This window comes from Vibrio maritimus, assembly GCF_021441885.1.
GTDB classification, from domain to species: domain Bacteria; phylum Pseudomonadota; class Gammaproteobacteria; order Enterobacterales; family Vibrionaceae; genus Vibrio; species Vibrio maritimus_B.
The window spans coordinates 2235039-2254385 of the sequence record NZ_CP090438.1; the positions used below are offsets into that span (position 1 = coordinate 2235039).

Sequence of the window (19347 nt, forward strand, 5' to 3'; positions counted from 1 at the left end):
CTGAGTTATTTTTGTATTACAATATCAACATTAGCAGGTATATTTATATGCCACTTCAGCATATGGAGTAAGATGTGATCTAACACATCAAACTAGAGCTTTAATTGTCTAAAGACGTGACAGTACGAATAGATTCATGACGATTAGGTTTCGCTTTGCAACATAAAGTGTGGCAGCGCTCATATGAAATAGCAGTAATATTAGTTTCCATTTCGCTATCCATACACTTTTTCACTTTACCCACTACGAAAGCTCATAAACATGTGCCCTTTCCATACATAAATACTGAATTACTGCCCTTTTCTGTTTCAAATCAAGATAATTTTTAGTTTTCTTCTTTAATCTGGTTGTCACTGATAGCCTCGAGAGGTATAAATAGGCTGTTGTCACCTAGTAACTAATTCGTTACGAATGGTTTTTCGCCCCCTTCAATTAACATGGATGAAGAATATGTTTGAAAAAGTTGTTGCAGCACCCGCTGACCCTATCCTCGGTCTTACAGAAGAGTTTAAAAAAGACGCTCGCGCTGAGAAGATCAACCTAGGTGTAGGTATCTATAAAAATGAACAAGGTGAGACTCCTGTTCTGGCTACCGTAAAAAAAGCAGAAGCGGCACTTCTAGAAACGGAAAAAACCAAGTCTTATCTAACGATTGAAGGGACAGCTGAGTATGGTCTAGCTGTTCAAAAACTACTATTTGGTGCAGATGCTGAAATCGTAGCTGAAAAGCGCGCAAAAACAGCTCAAGCTCCAGGTGGTACTGGCGCGCTTCGCGTAGCGGGTGAATTTATCAAACGCCAACTAGGTGAAGTAAAAATCTGGATCAGCAACCCAACATGGGCAAACCACAACGGCGTATTTAGCGCTGCTGGCATCGAAACGGCACAATACCGTTACTACGATGCACAAACTAAAGACAAAGACTTTGCTGGCATGGTTGCGGACCTTGAGCAAGCGTCTGCTGGTGATATCGTATTGCTTCACGGCTGCTGTCATAACCCAACAGGTATCGACCCAACTGCAGACGAGTGGGAGCAACTTGCTAAGCTTGTAGCTGACAAAGGCCTAGTTCCACTATTCGACTTCGCTTACCAAGGTTTTGCAAAGGGTGTTGAAGAAGACGCTCAAGGTCTGCGTACTTTCGCTAAGTACAACAAAGAGATCCTTGTAGCGAGTTCATTCTCTAAAAACTTTGGTTTGTACAATGAGCGTGTGGGTGCGTTTACACTCGTTGCTGAGACAGAAGAGATCGCTACGACTGCCTTCTCTCAAGTGAAGAGCATCATCCGCTCTATCTACTCGAACCCGCCAGCGCACGGCTCTGCGGTTGTTACCTACATTCTAAACGATGCAGCACTGCGCGCAGAATGGGAACAAGAAGTCGCTGAAATGCGCGATCGTATTCAAGAAATGCGTGAGCTATTCGTGGCAACACTGAAAGCAGAAGGCGTAGATGCAGACTTTAGCTTCATCGAACGCCAAAACGGCATGTTCTCTTTCTCTGGCTTGAGTAAAGAGCAAGTAAACCGCCTGAAAGAAGAGTTTGGTATTTACATCGTCGGTTCAGGTCGTATCAGCGTTGCAGGTATGACTAAATCAAACATGGGACCACTATGTAAAGGTATCGCTGCGGTACTTTAATCTCCAAATATCAAAATATTAACTCAAAGGTCAGCGCAAGCTGACCTTTTTGGTTTCAGCGTGTAGTATTAACAGATACTCCATTTGATAAGGCTCGTCATGGACGCTGAACTGATTGAAATCCAGAACTTTCTGGCCTCTCATCCCCCTTTCGATGAACTCCCTGAAGAAACGCTGATACACGTCTCACAACAAATTGAGATTGGTTACTATCGCGAAGACACCCCCATCATTCATTTTGGCGATGACATTCAAGACCTGTACATGGTTCGCAGTGGTGTTGTCGAGATTTATCGACGCAAAGGCGAGCTTTATAACCGAATTGATGAAGGCGATTTATTCGGTCAAATGGGTCTTCTGACCAATAACAAGGTACGCTTCCCTGCCAAAGCGGTTGAAGATACTTTAGTGTACTGCATCCCTGCGGAAGTGTTTCAGGAACTTTATGATGGCTTCGATTCATTCGCAGACTTTGTTGAAGTCGAAGATACCGTTCGATTGAGACAAACCGTATCGAACAATGAAAATACCAACGACCTGACCACCTCCAAAGTCCGAACGCTACTAACTCGCGATGCACCAACCATTGAACGCAGCAGTACTATTCAAAGCGCCGCTCGCCTCATGGCAGATGAGCAGGTGTCGTCGCTGCTTATTATCGATCCCGAAATCGTAGAGAACGACGAAGAAGATACCTCACCAGTTGTCGGTATTATTACTGACCGTGACCTATGTACGCGCGTGCTAGCAGAAAGCTTGGACCCGCAAGATGAAGTCTCTACGGTTATGTCCACGGACGTCATCTCTCTTGACCACAATGCGTATGTGTACGAAGCGATGCTCACCATGCTCCGTTACAATGTGCATCATCTTCCGGTACTTAAGAACAAGAAACCTCTTGGGATTATTGAGACGACCGATATCGTTCGCTATGAGTCTCAAAACTCTCTCTTACTCGTAAGTAGTATCTTCCAGCAGCAATCTGTTGAAGAACTGAAAGCGTTGTCTGACCAAATTCGAGATAGCTTTGTTCGTTTGGTCAATGAAGACGCTAATGCCCATATGGTGGGCACAGCCATGTCGGTGATTGGTAGAAGTTTCAAACAACGTATCATTGAGTTAGCAGAAGAAGAGTTAGGGCAGGCACCTATCCCTTATTGTTTCTTAGCGCTAGGTTCGATGGGACGAGACGAGCAACTCTTGGTTACCGACCAAGACAACGCCATTATCCTTGATGACAGTTTTAACAAAGAGAAGCACGGCAAATACTTCGAGGCTTTCTCTAAGTTCATTTGCGATGGTCTCGCCGATTGCGGATATACCTACTGTACTGGTGACATCATGGCAACGAACCCTGAATGGCGAATGACCCGTAAAGAGTGGGAAGCGTGCTTTGCCGACTGGATCGACGATCCAAACCCTAAAGCGCTGCTCAATGCCTCGATATTTTTCGACCTCGATGGAGTATACGGAAAACTAAAGTGGGCAGAGCAGCTCAATAGCTTTATCGTCAGACGAGCTAGACGCAATAACCGCTTCTTGGCCTGTTTAGCTCGCAATGCGCTTAATCGCAAACCACCTCTCGGGTTCTTTAAAGACTTCGTAATGGAGAAAGATGGCCGACACAATAACTCCATCAACCTAAAACGACGCGGTACTGCCCCTCTCGTTGACCTTATTCGTGTGCATGCCCTTGCGGTTGGCTCTCGCTCAACCAACTCGTTTGAACGTCTCGACGACATCCACGAAGCGGGGATCCTGCCAAAGGGACGCGCACGAGATCTAAAAGATGCACTCGAGTTCATTTCCATGGTGCGCATTGCTCACCAAGCTCAAGATGTCGAGCAAGGCATCGAGCCAGACAACAATGTCGAGCCAGAAAATCTATCAGACTTTGAAAGACGAAATCTGAAAGACGCTTTCCAAATTCTGAGTAACGGTCAGAACTTCCTAAAGTTCCGATATCAAGCAAGCAACAACTTTAAGTAGGTCCTATGATAAAAAAACTACTCAAAGTACCGGCGGTGCAATGGAACAATAAGTTTGACGTTCTGAGTGAACGCTCAAAAGACTCGAGGCTCCAAGCTTTCTATTCGGCAGGATTACCACATGCAGATACACCGCTGCGTGAGGTGCCTTTCGTGGCGCTCGATTTTGAAACAACCGGATTGAATCCAGAGAAGGATGGCATTTTGTCGATTGGCTTAGTGCCTTTTACTCTCTCTCGAATCAAACTTAATCAAGCTGCCCATTGGACTGTTAGACCAAAAGCCAAGCTGGAAGAAGAGTCCGTTGTCATACACGGGATTACGCACAACGATCTTATTGATGCCCCTACTCTTAACGAGATCCTTGAAGATGTGCTCAACGCACTCGCAGGCAAAGTGATTGTTGTCCACTACCGTCCTATTGAGCGCGGATTTTTGAACTGTGCTCTGAAGAAGATGCTTGGTGAAGGCATTGAGTTTCCCGTCGTGGATACCATGCAAATTGAGTCAGACTATCAAGATAAGCTGACGGCAGGCCTGCTAAACAAGCTTAAAGGAAAGCGCGCGGACTCTGTTCGCTTGGGTCAAACACGTCGACGCTACGGACTACCTGATTATCCGCCGCATCATGCACTGATGGATGCCGTGGCAACCGCTGAACTGCTACAAGCGCAAATGGCTTATCACGGGAGTGAAGGAGCTGTATTGGGAGAATATTGGTTGTAAGGGTACTTCCAAGCGATGTGACGATAGGAAAATTCGCTTCTGGTTCTCCCCCTAAATTAGGGGGAGTTAGAGGGGGTATTATGCGACGAAGGTACCGCGATTAGGTAGTCAAATTATGCGCCCTAGATCTTAAAGCGACCAATCTCACTTTCAAGCTTCTGAGACAAATCAGACAGCTCTACCGCTTGCTGAGCTGCTTCTTGCGCTTCTTCTGCTAATTCGTCCGATACATCACGAATGCCTTGCGTATTGCGAGTGATCTCTGAGGTCACAGACGCTTGCTCTTCAGCCGCTGTTGCGATTTGTGCGGCCATGTCACTGATCTGCTCTACGGCTGCATGGATTTGTGTCAGGCTTGCCGCTGCACTGTTCGCATCATCCACACTGGTTTCCGCCAGACCACGACTATCACCCATGATACCCACTGCTTTCGCTGTCGTCGCCTGCAGGGTCTCAATCGTGCTCTGGATCTCTTGTGTCGACGCATGTGTACGCTGACTCAATACGCGAACTTCATCAGCAACGACCGCAAAACCTCGCCCTTGTTCACCCGCGCGAGCTGCTTCAATAGCTGCATTAAGTGCTAGCAAGTTTGTCTGCTCGGCAATGTCTTGGATGGTTGACAGGATAGTGTTGATGCTATTGCCATGAATCTCAAGCTCTTGAATGACAGACGTTGCCACGTCTACTTCCGCTGCTAGATTCTGAATTGAGCTTTGAGTTTGAGATACTTGACCCGCACCATGCGTACTTGCACCAACCGCTTCTGAGGAATTTGAAGCCGTCATATCAGCATTATTTGCGATCTCTTGAGTCGCAGCAGCCATCTCGTTGATCGCTGTCGCGACCATGTTGATCTCATCTTGCTGGGTCTGAATTCGCTGGCTTCTCACGCGAGCATGGGTTGCGGTGTCTTTGGCTTGGTCCGAAAGTGCAACAGATACGTCTTTCAAATGCATGACAGTTTCATGCATGTAGCTCACGAAGGTGTTAAAGTTACGAGCCAACTGCCCTACTTCATCTTTACTGCGCGGCTCTAGGCGCTGTGTTAAGTCACCTTCACCTGAAGCAATTTCTTTCAATGCTTTCGACACACGGGCAAGTTCGTTAACAAGGAAGCTCATTAGCCACGATGCGATAATTGCGACAAACACCAAGACAATCACAGAGGTAATAATAAGCTGTGTCAGTGCGGTTTTATGACCCGCTAGCTCGGTTTCTTTGTCCAACTCAATCGCAAATACCCAGTTAGTGCCCGGAACCTGAGAAAAGAACATCAGCTTTTCTGAGCCACTGAGTGTAACGTCAAGAATGGAGCGATCAGCCACTTTCTGTTGAATGGTTTGGGTATTAAAGTTTTGCCCCAATGCCGTCACAGGCTTAAGAAGCAATGACTTGTTCGGGTGTGCTAAGAATGTGCCATTGGTCAAGTCAATGAGCATTGCACTCGCATTCTTACCAACGTTAAGACTAATAACATCATCAACCAACTGGTCAATGAGTACATCGGCACCAACGATACCAGCCAGACGACCATTCGTTCTTACTGGTTCAGCAATGGTCACCAACAACGCGTTGGTTATTGCGTCTTGATACGCTTCGGTGATGATTTGCTTGTTCGCTGCTTTTGCATCTTGGTACCAAGGGCGGGTTCTTGGGTCATAATCCGCACGATTGCGCTCAGGGTGTGAGCGATGCATTTCACCACTTGGTGTGCCAAAGAAGATATCATCAAAACCACCAGCAATTCGGGCTTGTTGAAGGTAAGGTACTTTATCTTGCTCACCGGCAAAACCATTGAAGGCACTGGCGATCTTAGTTCGAATATCTACCCAGTTTTTAATGCCTTCCACTGCAGCATAAGAAACATTGTGGGCACGTGCATTAATCGCAGCATTGGTTTGAGAGGATAATTGATTGGCAGCGAGTATGGTTAAAGCGACTGCCATAAGAACAACTGCGCTTAAGGTCGCAGCAATTAGCTTTTGTCGTAATGATAAGTTCATAAATTATTATTCTGTTATTTATAGGATTGGAACGCCATTCAGTGTAATTATGAATATTTGAAAGGCGGCTGAATAATATACATATTCGACCGCAAAATCGAGAGCCAATATATTGACTTAGTTGAATAAAACCGCGTCACAATATTGACCATTTCAAAGACTAAATCAATGGTTGCAAATATGATTGGTTGATTATTAAGCCGACACAATTATACTCGGCGAAATTACTACTTTCTTGAGACGCCGATATGCAAGTCTGCTGTATTCAACTCGCTCTACCGGTCGTCGTCATCGCATATCTTAAACGACCTTTTATTCACTAGCTGTTCAGTTTGCCTAAACATTCAAATTAAACGCAAATTGGAGACATTAATGTGAATAACAAACATTGGACTCGTTTTGAACTGCTGCATCAAACCGTCAAAAACAAGAATATCCACATCAAAGGTACGCACAGTTACTACAGCGATGCCTATGATGATGGCTTTGAAAGCTCTGTCGTGCGTTATTTGCACGGCGACGAGGTAACAAAAGACCGTCAACCGCGCTGGGCAGTTGATCAGCTCTACATTGGAGACTATGTCTGTATTGGTGCCGAAGCCGTTATCCTAATGGGGGGCAATCATACGCACCGCGCAGACTGGTTCTCTCTCTATCCCTTTATGGACGTGATCGATGAAGCATATCAATCTAAAGGTGATACGCACATTCAAGATGGCGCCTGGATAGGTATGAGAGCGATGATTATGCCAGGGATAACTTTGGGCGAAGGCGCGGTTGTCGCCGCAAACAGTGTGGTGACGAAAGATGTGCCCGCATACGGGGTTGTTGGTGGTAATCCAGCGAAGCTTATCAAGCATCGTTTCGACGATCAAACCATTAAGCGTCTTTTAAAGCTTAATATCTACTCTTGGAGCCCAGATAAGTTTGAAGCGCTAAAGCCACTGATATGCGCTTCTGACATCGATGCGCTAGAGCAAGCAAGCCGCACCTTCAAAGGATAAAAAAAGAGCGGTCAATGACCGCTCTTTTTCAAACTGCGCTTTTAGTACTTTTCAGTCTTCATACCCATCAATAGGCTGACACACATCATAAGTAGGATTACCGTGAACGGAAGCGCTGATGAAATCGCGCCCGCTTGCAGTGCTGCTATCGCTTCATTACCACCAATCCAGAGCAAGGCAACGGCAATCGCACCTTCCATAAATGCCCAGAAGACGCGTTGAATAACAGGCGCATCCACTTTGCCACCGGCAGTGATACTGTCGATAACCAGTGAACCTGAGTCTGAAGAGGTAATAAAGAACACCAATACCAAGATTACCGCAATGATAGATAGCATCGTGCCCATAGGCAGTGCATCAAACATTTCAAACATCGCTAACGGAACATCTCGCAGTCCATTCGCACCCAAGGTACCAACTTGGTTGATAACTTGGTCGATAGCCAAACCACCAAATACAGACATCCAGATGATTGTCACGGTAGTAGGCACAATCAGAACCGCAGTAATAAACTCACGTACCGTACGACCTTTCGACACACGCGCGATGAACATACCTACGAATGGTGACCAAGAAATCCACCACGCCCAATAGAATACCGTCCAACCGTGCATCCACGCTTCGTCTTCACGACCATGCGGGTTACTCAATGGGATAATGTTCTTGAGGTAAGCGAATAGCGTGTCTGGAATAGCGGCAAATGTCACTGCATAACCGATGATCGCAACGAGGATGAGCAGTAGAAACGCCACGATCATATTAATGTTACTGATGACTTTCACACCACCATCAATACCACGCAGAACTGAAACAACAGCAAGAAGCGTAACAACCGCGATAACAATCACTTGCATCGTCATGCTGGCCTCAATGCCAAACACGTGCTGGATACCACTCGCTGCTTGCTGAGCCCCGAGGCCCAAAGAAGTAGCAAGGCCAAATAAGGTCGCCAGAACCGCTAGAATATCAACAACGTGACCAGCCCACCCCCACGCTCTATCACCTAAAATTGGATAGAAAATCGAGCGCATTGATAGCGGCAGTCCTTTGTTATAGGCGAAGAATGCGAGAGACAGCGCTACAACACCATAGATAGCCCACGGGTGCAGACCCCAGTGGAACATCACAGCACCCATCGCGAGCTCTTTTGCCTGCTCTGTGTTGGCTTCTACGCCGAGCGGTGTCTCATACCAACCGGTAAAGTAAGCGACTGGCTCAGCCACACTCCAGAACATCAAGCCGATGCCCATACCGGCAGCGAATAGCATGGCAAGCCATGACATAAACGAGTAGTCAGCCACTGCATCGGTACCACCGAGTCGGATTTTACCAAACGGTGTCACGATCAAAGCTAAGCAGAACACAACAAAAATGTTGCCTGACCACATAAACAACCAGTCGAATTTATTGATGATACTCCACTTGATGCCATCGAGTGCAGACTTCGCTGTATCCGCATCAACGATCACGGTCATTACTAGGAGCAGCGCGATAAAACCTGCGCTAATTCCGAATACAGGGTTATGTACATCAAACCCCCACTTCTGGACATTATCCTGTCCTATGGTGTAGTCAGTACTATCAATACTGTACTTATCAATACCCTTTGTCATTAATCCTCTCTATGACTAAATTGCTTCTAACTCAAAGCATTTAATGTTCTATTTACGACGATATTGGCGTACAACAATCGCTGAGAACATGCATTAATCTACTTTTCGGCGCGTACTTTACCAAATTATAAGTGTAATTTCACGGCATGTAAGTTTTATGGCGATTTTTCACACAATCCTAGCCACCTAAAAAATCATTAGTGTTCGAATGAGTATGCTTTATAAATGCAAATTTGAAGAAATAAAAAAGCGCATACGAACTCGTATGCGCCAAAAATAAGTAGCGTTAGTTTGATACGTTCAAACAGTAATTTTTGAGCCAACTACGCCTAGTTTTTCGATATATTGCTGTCTAGCTGCAGTACAGGTGCAGCGTCGATATCATCGGCATTCATCATTAGAGAGATGCGCTGAATAGACGAGAGCAGTAGCGTTTGCTCCCAACTTTCTAGTGCTTGAAACTTCTGTACAAAGTTATCCTGTAGTGGCGGCGGTGAGCTCTTTAGCACCTCTTCACCTTTTGCTGTCAGCACCGCATGAACTTTTCTTTTATCTTGCTGGCTTCTTACTCGCTGCACATACTCTTGCGCTTCTAATCTATCTATGATGGTCGTTGCGGTGGCTTGACTGATGTTTGTCGAGTTAGAGAGTTCACGAATTGTCACATCACCCATGTCTCGGATGGTGTTCATAAGGATTAACTGTGGTCCCGTTAGGCCACACTCTTTCTTTAGTTTCTTAGAATGTAGGTCGATAGCTCGAATGATTTGACGTAACGCTACTAAGACTTCTTCGTGTTTTTCCAAAACTTGTTCCAAACGTTCACTGATATTGGGCGCACTTTATAACAGAAGTTTGCTATTGATGCGTAGGTTATTTGATAAAAATGCGATGGGAGTACGTTGCGGGCGCGCTGTAGTTGGTTACGTAGTTGCTGTAACTGCATCGCACTGTACCCCCTCTAGCTCCCCCTAAATTAGGGGGAGAACCTAAGGCTACGACAAACCATTCTCTAACGCGTATTTCGCGAGCTCTGCGGTAGAGTGAAGATCCAACTTGTGTTTGATGTTCTGACGGTGCGTTTCTACTGTTCGATAAGAGATGTTCAGTAGCTGCGCTATCTTTTTACTGCTGCAACCTTGAGCTACGAGCTTAAGCACACTCTCTTCCCTTCTGCTTAGTGGATTGGACTTCGCCGCGGTTGGTGTGATCTCTTGCGAGAACAGGGTCTGTGTTACAGACTCGCAGAAGTAGGTTGAACCTTGGTGGACTGTTTTTATTGCCTGCACCATCTTCTCAGCGGAGATCTCTTTTAGCATATAGCCTACCGCTCCAGCCTGCATGACTTTCATAATGTACTCGCGATTATCGTGCATGGTAAGCATAAGTACGCGCACAAAAGGCAGTTCTGTTTTTAGCAACTCGGTGGCTTCGATGCCGTTCATGATCGGCATGCTCACGTCCATCAACACTACGTCTGGCACCGTTTGCTTTACGACTTCTACCGCTTCTAAGCCATTACTTGCTGTCGCTACGACATGAATGTCGGGCTCTCGCTCTAGTCGAGCCATGAACCCCTCGAGCACAACTTGATGATCATCGACAATAACAACTCTGATTTGGTCGCTCATCACACCGCTCCTTCCAAGTTCAATAACACCGTTATCTCTGTTCCTTTTCCGTATTCGCTAATCAGTTCAAACTCACCGCCGATAAACTCTACCCGCTCTCGCATGTTTCTGAGCCCTATTCCACGGCTATTCATAGCATTGCCAACATCGAACCCTATTCCGTCATCGGTAACAATGAGCTGCAAGACATCCCCAAAGTGTTTGAGGAAAACCGTCACATTGGTGGCATTCGCATGTTTCTCAATATTATTCAGAGATTCCTGAACCACACGGTAAAGTGTAGTCGCCACTTCGGATTTAAGCTTTGGCGTCTTCGCATCCAGCACCAACTCAGTGTTCGCCATAGAGTAAGTTCTAAAGTCTTGAAGCAAGGTAGTAATCGCCGCTTCAAGACCAATATCATCAAGTGCACTGGGTCTTAAATGATGGGAAATACGACGCACTTCCATGATAGCTTCCGACAGCGATGATTGAGACTGCTTAAGGTGCCCCATCGAACGCTCATCGACATCTCGAGTATCGAGCAACTCCAGATGACACTTACTCGATACCAGTAACTGGTTCACACCATCGTGGAGTTCTCTCGCTAGGTGTTTACGCTCATCCTCCTGAAACATTACCGTTTTATGAGCGAGCTCTTTCAAATTCTTATCGGCAAGTTTATGTTCATGCCAGTTGATGGCGAGCGTCAAAACAATAATGACAGCAACAGTCACAGCAAAAATAGTGACGATGGAAAACATGGTGGTTTCGATGTTCTTGTCTATTGCTGCACGCAGCACCGCCACTTCTTGTGCCACGTCCTCAATATAAAGCCCAGTTCCTATCATCCACTCCCATTTATCCAGCCATGCAGCATAACTAAGCTTTGTCACCGTCTCGCCAGTAGACGGTTTTTGCCACAAGTATTGGTGAAAGCCTCCCCCCGCTTGAGCTTGGAATAACAAGGCTTCAATCAGATAGTCACCATCTTGGTCTTGGAGTTTGAGTAAGTTGCGCCCAACCAGCTCAGGAAGAATCGGATGTACTAGATTGGTGCCGTGCTTGTCGTAGGCAAAAAAGTAACCATCAGAGCCATATCGAAGACGGTTAAGCGTCTCTCTGACTTCGTTCTTTGCTTCTTCTTCGGACAAAGTAGGGTCATGATAGGCATGGTCAATCGCATCGAAAGCAAGCTCAACGCTGTCCTTGAGCGCCGACTCTTTGGTACGAATCAAGCTCTCACGAAAGATGCTGATCTCATTCTCACCCAATGCTTTTGCCTGATGAAGGGTTATCCAACTCACACTCGCGGTCACGATTATCAGTGGGATCAAGGTTAGCAGGATGAGCTTGGCTTTTAACGGCATAGAAGTCCTTTACTACGGTCGTCCTGACAAATCTGGTAAGCGCTCACTCAACAGACAAAGCTGCACTAAGTGCAGCTTTTCTTTTTCATTAACATTACCAATCAGTTGCAATGAAATGAATCTCTAGACTGAGCTAACGCAGACCTGATCACATTCCATAGAATTCTGGGAACATGAGGATCGAGGCGAGCACCACTATCTGAATCGCAATGAAAGGCATAACGCCGCGATAGATGTCTCTCGTTGTAACCCCATTTGGTGCGACCCCTTTTAGATAGAATAGACTAAAGCCAAATGGCGGCGTCAAGAAGGAGGTCTGCAGGTTCATCGCAATCAAAATCGCAAACCAGGTCATATTGATGCCAAGCAACTCGGCAACGGGTGCAATCATCGGCACGATAATGAAACAGATTTCTACGAAGTCGATAAAGAAGCCAAGGATTAAGATAACTACCATGGTAATGATCAAGAAGCCCCACTTCTCACCCGGCAACTCTAGCATCCACTCTTCCACCAGCATATCACCGCCAGTATAGGTAAATGCCATTGAGAACGCTGTCGCACCCAGAAGGATAGCAAAGACCATTGCGGTTACTTTTACTGTTTCCTTCGATGCATCGTAAAGCATGCTCCAACTAAACTGTCGATAGACAAGTGACAGTACAATCGCACCAGCGCCACCAAGAGCTGCCGATTCTGTCGGTGTGGCAATGCCAGCGAAAATTGAGCCAAGTACGACAACAATCAGCGCAAGCGGAGGAATAATCGCCTTAAGCGCGGTCTTTACCTCTTCTGAGCGAGAAATCGACTCATCACGAGGAATTGGCTGAGCGCTTTCTGGGTTTAACTTAGCAAAAATCAAAATGTAGAGAACGTAAGCACCAACAAGCACAAAGCCGGGCCACAAGGCAGCTTGGAACAGGTCACCAACAGGTACACCCAATACATCACCCAGTAGGATCAAGACAATCGAAGGTGGAATAATCTGACCTAGGGTACCCGATGCGCAAATCGTGCCGCACGCGAGACCTTTGTCGTAGTTATACTTAAGCATAACTGGCAGTGAGATAAGCCCCATTGCTACAACGGATGCACCCACAACACCCGTCGAGGCAGCCAGCAGTGCGCCTACCAAAACGGTAGAGATTGCGATACCACCACGCACACCACCAAACAGACGCCCCATAGACTCAAGTAGCTGCTCTGCCAAACGGGTTTTCTGAAGAACGAGCCCCATAAACACGAACAGTGGGACGGCCATCAATACCGTATTCTCCATAATGGATTGAATGCGATAAGGCATAAAGGCGAACATGTCCATGCCTTCCGCCCACACACCGAAGATGAGTGCTATACCACCGAAGGTGAACGCAACGGGAAAACCGAGAAGTAGCGCGAATAAGGCTACAAAAAACATCACAATACCGATCATGAAAATGTCCTTATTCTTTTGAGTCGGAAGATTTAGCGTACATGAGGTGCGGGTTAAACAGTTTGTTCAACGAGTGAAGAACCAAACCACAGCCAGCAATCGCCATGAAGAAGAATGAAAGTGGAATCATCGCTTTGATTACCCAGCGATAGGGTAGACCGCCTGGGTCGCCTGACATCTCACCAAGTTCAAAACTCTCTTTCGCGAAATCGATACCGAACCAAGCCACCAGTAGGCAAAATGGGAACAGAAATATAAAGGTGCCTAGAAGGTCAATAATGGCTTGAGCTTTCATCGATAAGCGTTCGTAGAACACGTCCACTCGTACATGCCCACCCGCTTTTATCGCGTAAGGTACACCAAGCAAGAACACTGCCGAGAACAAATGCCACTCCATTTCTTGGAAGGCAATGGATACGTCGTTAAACACGTAGCGCATTACTACGTCATAAACCACGTTCACCAATAAAAGTAAGAAAAGAATACTGGATAACCAACCGAGAACATCGGCTACCTTGTTAAACAGTCTTTCAATGTAAATTAAACTACGCATACAACTTTCCGCCTATCCGCCAAGTTTCGTTAATAGTTATGATTTGGGGCGTATGACTAAGGGTTTGAAAAAAGTGGCGCAGGAGGTGCGCCACTTGAAGTGAGACTAGTTGTCGAACTTGTTTAGGTAAGCTTTCGACGCAATGTCTGTCCAAGAACGAACTTGCTCTAGGTAAGCCGCTTGAGAAGCTTGGATTTCTTTTGCCATCTCGTCTTTCTCAGCATGCTCTTTTAGCAGTTTGTCGTTCGCATCACGCAGGGCATCGATAACCTCTTTCGGGAAGTCTTTGACTTTCACATCTGGGTAATCAGTCTGGATCGTTGCCCAGTTTTTGCCACTCTCGTGCGTTGATTGGATGTACATGTCATAAGCCGCTGTCTTCATAGCAATTTGAAGAATCGCTTTCAGATCGTCAGGCAGCTTGTTCCAAGTACGCTTGTTCACTAAGAACTGAAGCTCTGTCGCTGGCTCATGCCAACCTGTGTAGTAGTAAGGTGCGATTTTGTGGAAGCCCATACGAAGGTCAAGAGAAGGACCTACCCACTCTAGAGCATCAATCGTACGACGCTCTAGTGACGTGTAGAGCTCACCAGAGGCAATATTTGTCGGCTTAGCGCCTACTTCAGCTAGGATTTCACCTGCGAAACCAGGGATACGCATTTTCAGACCTTGTAGGTCTTCAACACTGTTGATTTCTTTCTGGAACCAGCCGCCCATCTGAACGTCAGTGTTACCACCAGGGAAAGACATTAGATTGTGTGGTGAGTACACTTTTTCCATTAGCTCCATACCACCGCCGTGATAGAACCAAGCGTACTGTTCAGGTGCCGTCATACCAAAAGGCATAGTCGTAAAGTAGAGGGTATTTGGCACTTTACCTTTCCAATAGTAAGACGCAGAGTGACCCATGTCGTACTGACCAGATTTCACCATATCAAACACACCAAATGGCGCTTTGTGTTTGTTTGATGAGTCGATGCGGATTTGAAGACGACCGTTGGACATCTCTTCGGCCATTTTAGCCATATTCTTTGTGGCATCACCGAAGATAGGGAAGTTTGGCCCCCATGTTTCAGCAAGTTTTAGGCGATAGACTTTGTCATCAGCGTTTGCTGACCCTGCTACAAAAGCTAGGCAAGTCGCTGCTACAATGGCCGTGCTCTTCATGACACGTGATACTGATTTCTTGATTAGACTCATTATTCAGTTCCTTGAGTAGGTTCCTTGTTGAAGCCGCGTATGCGACTCCAAGTTTCACATTCGAGGTAACTATGGATGGAATTCTGAATAACGGGTATTCGTGCGAGCACGCAGTGATAATTAAGTAAATTAGGATGGTTAGACGTTGGTATTACGTAGAACTACGTAGTCTTTTGGACACTAAATCTATTTTTTGGTTATTATTCAATCTATTATTTTTCTAAAGCCCAATCTAAAAATGGGTAAATACGTACGCATTTATTATCAGGCAGATATTACAGTATGGCTACTTTTGTGATATCAGTCGCTAACATTTATCGATAAGCGTATCGCTAACATTTATCGATAAGCGTATCGCTAAGATCAAAAAAACCCCTACACGAGGGGTCTTTTTGAAATTGGGCAAAGTGAACGCTTATAGCGCTTTATAGATCACTTTGTTACCCGCAAGCTGTTCTTTCGCTACTAAGCCTTCTTCAAGAAGTTTCTTTAGAGCGCCAGTTGCCCAAGATGCCGCTTTCGCGTCTTCTTGACCAGCTTCAAGGCCGATGCCTTTCGGGTTGATGCCTTCAGCGTTCTTAACAACGATGTCTAGTACTTGTTGCTGTTTAGGAGTTAGGGCTACATCAACTTTTTTTGTCGCAGTTGCGGTTTCAACTACAGGTGCTTTTGCTACAACAGGCTTTGCTGTTTTTGTTGCAGCGGCTGTGTTCGCAACTACCGCTTTAATACGCTTTTGCAATTTTGATTGCACTTTGCGCTTATGAGCAAGTCTCATCGAGTTTTCTCTCCAATTCACTGCATCGAGGCAGTGGTCAAAATTTGAAGCGCGTTTTATACCAAAATTTTGAATGCTTTTGTAGGGGCTTGACACAAAGTCGAGACAAAAATGCCGTCTTTGGCCATTAATGACTATTATTTAAACAATAAACTTTGTGGTTGTTTTACCAGTATAAAGCCATGTCAGCACTCACTTATGGCAAGCATTATGGATACATTACATCTCAGCAATCATCATTACACATGGGAATCTCCAACAGTTAAGCTGTTCGTCGGAGTGGGCGCGTTAGTCTGCTTTTGCTTCTTATTACTTTCCCCCTCATGGGAACACGCATGGCTTTTTATTGCCATTTTCGTCAGTGTGATGGGGTTTGCTTATCTTATGCTTCAAAAAAGCCGCGTTACCTTTACGCTGACCAATACCCACCTACAGCAGCACTTGTTTAAAGGCGGCTGGGTAGTTCAATGGGCGAATGTAGAGCGCATTGGGATCTGTACTCAACATCAAGAAGGCTGGCATAAGCCGCTACCATGGATTGGGATCAGAGTGAAACAGTACGGTCCGTATCTAAACGCCATTTGTCCACGCATCGCTACCGATATCCTACTTAGCCAGCGAGCCCTGCTCTACATCGGGAATCAACAAACCAACCCGGCACAGGCATTCGAAGACATTGTTTTGGATTCTGAGCCCTTCATTGATGAAGATGGTGTGGAATATAAGGGGCTACTTGCCATGCTCGCAAACAGAATGAAGCATCAACGTGAGTTCTATGGATACGATGTGTTTATTGCAGAAGCGGACTTAGACAGAGCTGGGGAGGACTTTGTGGGACTGGCTCGACGCTATCAAGCAGCGGCGAGCCGTCACGACTTCGCTGAGTCTAAAGACTGCAGGAAGTTAGTATAGTGGCATTTCGTCGGCGACAAACGGGTTTGAAACGCGCTCGCGTCCAAACGTAGACTCTGGACCGTGACCCGGTACAAACTTAACATCATTACCTAATGGCCACAGTTTTGTTTTGATCGAATTGATCAACGTCGCGTGGTCACCTTGCGGGAAGTCAGTACGGCCGATACTACCGTTAAACAGCACATCACCCACAAAAGCGAGTTGTGCTTCCTCGTTGAACAAGCACACGTGACCTGGAGTATGACCTGGAGTATGAACTACATTCAGTGATTGATTACCAAATGTCACAACGTCCCCTTCGTCCAACCATTGAGTCGGTTCAAACGCTTCTGTCAGCGGCCAGCCGAACATTTGACTTTGACCTTCTAGGCCTTGTAGCCAGAAGTTATCTGCTTTATGTGGACCGACAATATCGACTTTCAATGACTCCGCCATCTCTACCGTGCCACCAACATGGTCCAAGTGGCCATGCGTCAATACCAGCTTCTCTACAGATACACCGAGTTGCTCTACCAACATCAGCAGTTGCTTCACATCACCACCTGGGTCAATCACAATACCTTTCATGGTTTCATCGCACCAAACAATTGAACAGTTTTGGGCGAAAGTAGTGACGGGAACAGTTTGATATTTGAGACTCATGATAAACCCTATATTTCTTTGACTAGCGCGACTATGACATTCTCGTCTGCGAATAACAAGTCCCTACTTATTAAGGTGGTTAAAAACAAAAACCATCACCCTACCTAAGGTAAGACAATGGCTTTATAGATTCAGCTCTAAAGGTGTCTGGCTATCAGACTAGGAACTATCTGTTGTTTGAAAGCGCGGCGTCTTCCACATTGTTACGTTTAGCATCGTAGTCATAGACATCACCACGAAAGTGCGCTTTTCCATCAGACAACCATGCGGTTTGATAGATGATATGCACTGGAATGCGTTCTTTGAAGGCGACCGCTTTGTTGGGTCTTGTCGACGCCACCTCTTCTAAGCTTTTACCTTGTACCTCAAGCAATACCTGCGCAAACTGATCGGCATGTTCTACCCGTACGCACCCTGAGCTGAAAGCTCTTAAGCTCTCGTTGAAAAGGTGTTTGCTCGGCGTATCGTGCAAGAAAATCGCCTGTGCGTTAGGAGTATTAAATTTATACTGGCCTAAGGCATTCAACTCCCCGGCTTGTTGACGCATTCGGTATGGGAAGCGCTTAGCATTCACTTCTTGCCAATCAATCATCGTTGGGTCGATACGATTCTGATTGGTCCACCCTTCAATAATCTCAAAGCGTTGTGAAAATAGGTAGGTCGGATCCCTTTTCACCTTGGGAATAATGTCTTTAACCATGATTTTCCATGGCACGTTCCAGGTAGGGTTGAGTATCAACGAGTCCATTTTGGTCTCAAAGATAGGGGTTTGCCTGCTGGTTTTGCCAACAATCACTCTCGATTCAAAACGCGTTTCTCCTTCATCCCAATACTTAAGTTGGAAACTAGGAACGTTGACTAAGATAATATTCTCACGCTGCTGAGGCCACAAACGAGAGCGCTCAGAATTCAACGCCAGGATTCTTAGTTTGTCATTAGCAGACTTGTTGAGCCATTCGATCGTGTTAGGGCCAATAATGCCGTCATCATTAAGTCCATAGAGCTGCTGAAATTCTCTAACAGCTAAATCCAAGGTATCGTCAAAAAGGTTATCTTCCCTTATATCGACATAGATCTCTGACGCCTGCAATCTCTCAACCAGATGCAAATACTGCTCGGGGGCTAGTACATCACCTCGTCGCAATAGACCCGCTTGTTCATAAGCAGGGAATTCCACCTGTGACTTGGCTAAAAGGTCAATATAGACATTTTCAAAACCGGGCTGCTGAATCATCGGAGAAGCGAGGCTACGAACATAATCCGTCTCTCGCCCAGATTCAAATGCCGTTACCATTATGTCTACCTCTGTAGCGGATGGTCTTGGCAAAGAATCTTGCAGACTGGTTGTAAAGTACCACTCTTTTCCGCTGTCTGCTGCTGAAGCAACATAGCTCATATAGAGAAGGAAAGTATCTGTGGTCAGTCTGTCGTACCGAGATTTGTCTTGTTGTTGGAACGCATCATGTAGCATCTCAACACGCTCTTGGAATATTGGGCTAAACCCCGCTAAACGAACAACGTCTAGTTGAAGATTTACCTGTGCATTGAGCTCTTGATCGCTCCAAAGTTGAATCCGCTGCAGACGAGAATAAAGATACTCCACAAGCTCAGGGTAAAGCAGCTCTTCCTGTGGCAGAGTCTCTACGTTACTCGTCGAATGAGTTTCCTGCTGATTTGACTTGAGAATGGGCTCAATGTGCTTCACCGAATATGACGTCAGTTCACTTGAATCCGAGACGAGTTGGTCTGGAGCAGCCGTGACGGCCACCGAATTTGAGAGTGCCGAGATCAGAATGCTCGGCATGATTAACCAGTTTCGCATCTACCCACCTCCTAAGACAGAGTCTTTAAGTATGGCAGAAATCACAC

At 46.0% G+C, this 19347-nt stretch carries 15 protein-coding genes and 2 pseudogenes; 5 read left to right on the forward strand and 12 right to left on the reverse strand.

All coding sequences use genetic code 11. The features are described from left to right. Nucleotides 1-450: 450 nt before the first annotated feature. From LY387_RS10140 to LY387_RS10150, 3 genes are all read left to right on the forward strand, one after another. Nucleotides 451-1641 carry an amino acid aminotransferase gene (locus LY387_RS10140; RefSeq protein ID WP_234494002.1) on the forward strand — a complete coding sequence of 397 codons (1191 nt, stop codon included), beginning with the start codon at nucleotides 451-453 and terminating at the stop codon, nucleotides 1639-1641. A gap of 99 nt (nucleotides 1642-1740) precedes the next feature. Further along, nucleotides 1741-3630 (forward strand): putative nucleotidyltransferase substrate binding domain-containing protein, encoded by a 1890-nt coding sequence (locus LY387_RS10145; protein ID WP_234494003.1) that lies wholly within the window; start codon nucleotides 1741-1743, stop codon nucleotides 3628-3630. Nucleotides 3631-3638: 8 nt separating this feature from the next. Next, a complete protein-coding gene (locus LY387_RS10150; protein ID WP_234496097.1) occupies nucleotides 3639-4355 on the forward strand; it encodes a 3'-5' exonuclease in 717 nt (238 codons plus the stop codon). Nucleotides 4356-4477: 122 nt separating this feature from the next. Here the strand turns inward: LY387_RS10150 and LY387_RS27260 are convergent. Continuing rightward, nucleotides 4478-5647: pseudogene (locus LY387_RS27260) on the reverse strand (methyl-accepting chemotaxis protein); the annotation flags it as partial. Further along, a pseudogene (locus tag LY387_RS27265) lies at nucleotides 5648-6361 on the reverse strand (cache domain-containing protein); the annotation flags it as partial. Between the two features lie 374 nt (nucleotides 6362-6735). On the opposite strand from LY387_RS27265, the gene LY387_RS10160 reads away from it, so the two are divergent. Then, nucleotides 6736-7365 carry a CatB-related O-acetyltransferase gene (locus tag LY387_RS10160; RefSeq protein ID WP_234494005.1) on the forward strand — a complete coding sequence of 210 codons (630 nt, stop codon included), beginning with the start codon at nucleotides 6736-6738 and terminating at the stop codon, nucleotides 7363-7365. A 41-nt stretch (nucleotides 7366-7406) separates the two neighbouring features. Here LY387_RS10160 and LY387_RS10165 read toward each other — a convergent pair whose 3' ends face one another. The 8 genes from LY387_RS10165 to LY387_RS10200 all read right to left on the reverse strand — a co-directional run bounded on the left by LY387_RS10165 (nucleotide 7407) and on the right by LY387_RS10200 (nucleotide 15921). Further along, entirely contained in the window at nucleotides 7407-8978 is a 1572-nt protein-coding gene (locus LY387_RS10165; RefSeq protein ID WP_234494006.1) for a BCCT family transporter, read from the reverse strand. Nucleotides 8979-9307: 329 nt separating this feature from the next. After that, nucleotides 9308-9784: a MarR family winged helix-turn-helix transcriptional regulator gene (locus LY387_RS10170; protein ID WP_042477435.1), complete on the reverse strand. Its 477-nt coding sequence runs from the start codon at nucleotides 9782-9784 to the stop codon at nucleotides 9308-9310. A gap of 189 nt (nucleotides 9785-9973) precedes the next feature. Then, nucleotides 9974-10609 (reverse strand): response regulator transcription factor, encoded by a 636-nt coding sequence (locus tag LY387_RS10175; protein WP_128650185.1) that lies wholly within the window; start codon nucleotides 10607-10609, stop codon nucleotides 9974-9976. Then, the gene (locus tag LY387_RS10180; RefSeq protein ID WP_234494007.1) at nucleotides 10609-11958 is read right to left on the reverse strand and encodes a cache domain-containing protein; all 1350 of its coding nucleotides are present in this window, start codon (nucleotides 11956-11958) and stop codon (nucleotides 10609-10611) included. Before LY387_RS10180 ends, LY387_RS10175 begins: the two co-directional genes overlap by 1 nt. A 148-nt stretch (nucleotides 11959-12106) precedes the next feature. After that, entirely contained in the window at nucleotides 12107-13390 is a 1284-nt protein-coding gene (locus LY387_RS10185; RefSeq protein WP_234494008.1) for a TRAP transporter large permease, read from the reverse strand. 10 nt (nucleotides 13391-13400) lie between these two features. Beyond that, nucleotides 13401-13943 carry a TRAP transporter small permease subunit gene (locus LY387_RS10190; RefSeq protein WP_234494009.1) on the reverse strand — a complete coding sequence of 181 codons (543 nt, stop codon included), beginning with the start codon at nucleotides 13941-13943 and terminating at the stop codon, nucleotides 13401-13403. Nucleotides 13944-14048: 105 nt separating this feature from the next. Continuing rightward, the gene (locus LY387_RS10195) at nucleotides 14049-15143 is read right to left on the reverse strand and encodes a TRAP transporter substrate-binding protein (protein ID WP_234494010.1); all 1095 of its coding nucleotides are present in this window, start codon (nucleotides 15141-15143) and stop codon (nucleotides 14049-14051) included. A 415-nt stretch (nucleotides 15144-15558) separates the two neighbouring features. Then, a complete protein-coding gene (locus LY387_RS10200) occupies nucleotides 15559-15921 on the reverse strand; it encodes a MarR family transcriptional regulator (RefSeq protein ID WP_128650186.1) in 363 nt (120 codons plus the stop codon). 210 nt (nucleotides 15922-16131) lie between these two features. On the opposite strand from LY387_RS10200, the gene LY387_RS10205 reads away from it, so the two are divergent. Then, a complete protein-coding gene (locus LY387_RS10205; RefSeq protein WP_234494011.1) occupies nucleotides 16132-16833 on the forward strand; it encodes a DUF2982 domain-containing protein in 702 nt (233 codons plus the stop codon). On the opposite strand, the gene LY387_RS10210 is transcribed toward LY387_RS10205, so the two are convergent. Both LY387_RS10210 and LY387_RS10215 read right to left on the reverse strand, forming a co-directional pair. After that, nucleotides 16825-17478, reverse strand: a complete 654-nt coding sequence (locus LY387_RS10210) for an MBL fold metallo-hydrolase (RefSeq protein ID WP_234494012.1) — start codon at nucleotides 17476-17478, stop codon at nucleotides 16825-16827. The genes LY387_RS10205 and LY387_RS10210 overlap by 9 nt on opposite strands. A gap of 166 nt (nucleotides 17479-17644) precedes the next feature. Continuing rightward, on the reverse strand, nucleotides 17645-19300 hold the full coding sequence (locus LY387_RS10215; RefSeq protein ID WP_234494013.1) for a L,D-transpeptidase family protein: 1656 nt from the start codon (nucleotides 19298-19300) through the stop codon (nucleotides 17645-17647). Nucleotides 19301-19347: the final 47 nt, after the last annotated feature.

Coding starts and splice junctions, on each gene's coding strand:
- LY387_RS10165 (WP_234494006.1), bottom strand. CDS start 8,978: ATGACAAAGGGTATTGATAAGTACAGTATTGATAGTACTGACTACACC.
- LY387_RS10185 (WP_234494008.1), bottom strand. CDS start 13,390: ATGATCGGTATTGTGATGTTTTTTGTAGCCTTATTCGCGCTACTTCTC.
- LY387_RS10190 (WP_234494009.1), bottom strand. CDS start 13,943: ATGCGTAGTTTAATTTACATTGAAAGACTGTTTAACAAGGTAGCCGAT.
- LY387_RS10200 (WP_128650186.1), bottom strand. CDS start 15,921: ATGAGACTTGCTCATAAGCGCAAAGTGCAATCAAAATTGCAAAAGCGT.
- LY387_RS10145 (WP_234494003.1), top strand. CDS start 1,741: ATGGACGCTGAACTGATTGAAATCCAGAACTTTCTGGCCTCTCATCCC.
- LY387_RS10195 (WP_234494010.1), bottom strand. CDS start 15,143: ATGAGTCTAATCAAGAAATCAGTATCACGTGTCATGAAGAGCACGGCC.
- LY387_RS10215 (WP_234494013.1), bottom strand. CDS start 19,300: ATGCGAAACTGGTTAATCATGCCGAGCATTCTGATCTCGGCACTCTCA.
- LY387_RS10180 (WP_234494007.1), bottom strand. CDS start 11,958: ATGCCGTTAAAAGCCAAGCTCATCCTGCTAACCTTGATCCCACTGATA.
- LY387_RS10140 (WP_234494002.1), top strand. CDS start 451: ATGTTTGAAAAAGTTGTTGCAGCACCCGCTGACCCTATCCTCGGTCTT.
- LY387_RS10210 (WP_234494012.1), bottom strand. CDS start 17,478: ATGAGTCTCAAATATCAAACTGTTCCCGTCACTACTTTCGCCCAAAAC.
- LY387_RS10175 (WP_128650185.1), bottom strand. CDS start 10,609: ATGAGCGACCAAATCAGAGTTGTTATTGTCGATGATCATCAAGTTGTG.
- LY387_RS10205 (WP_234494011.1), top strand. CDS start 16,132: ATGGATACATTACATCTCAGCAATCATCATTACACATGGGAATCTCCA.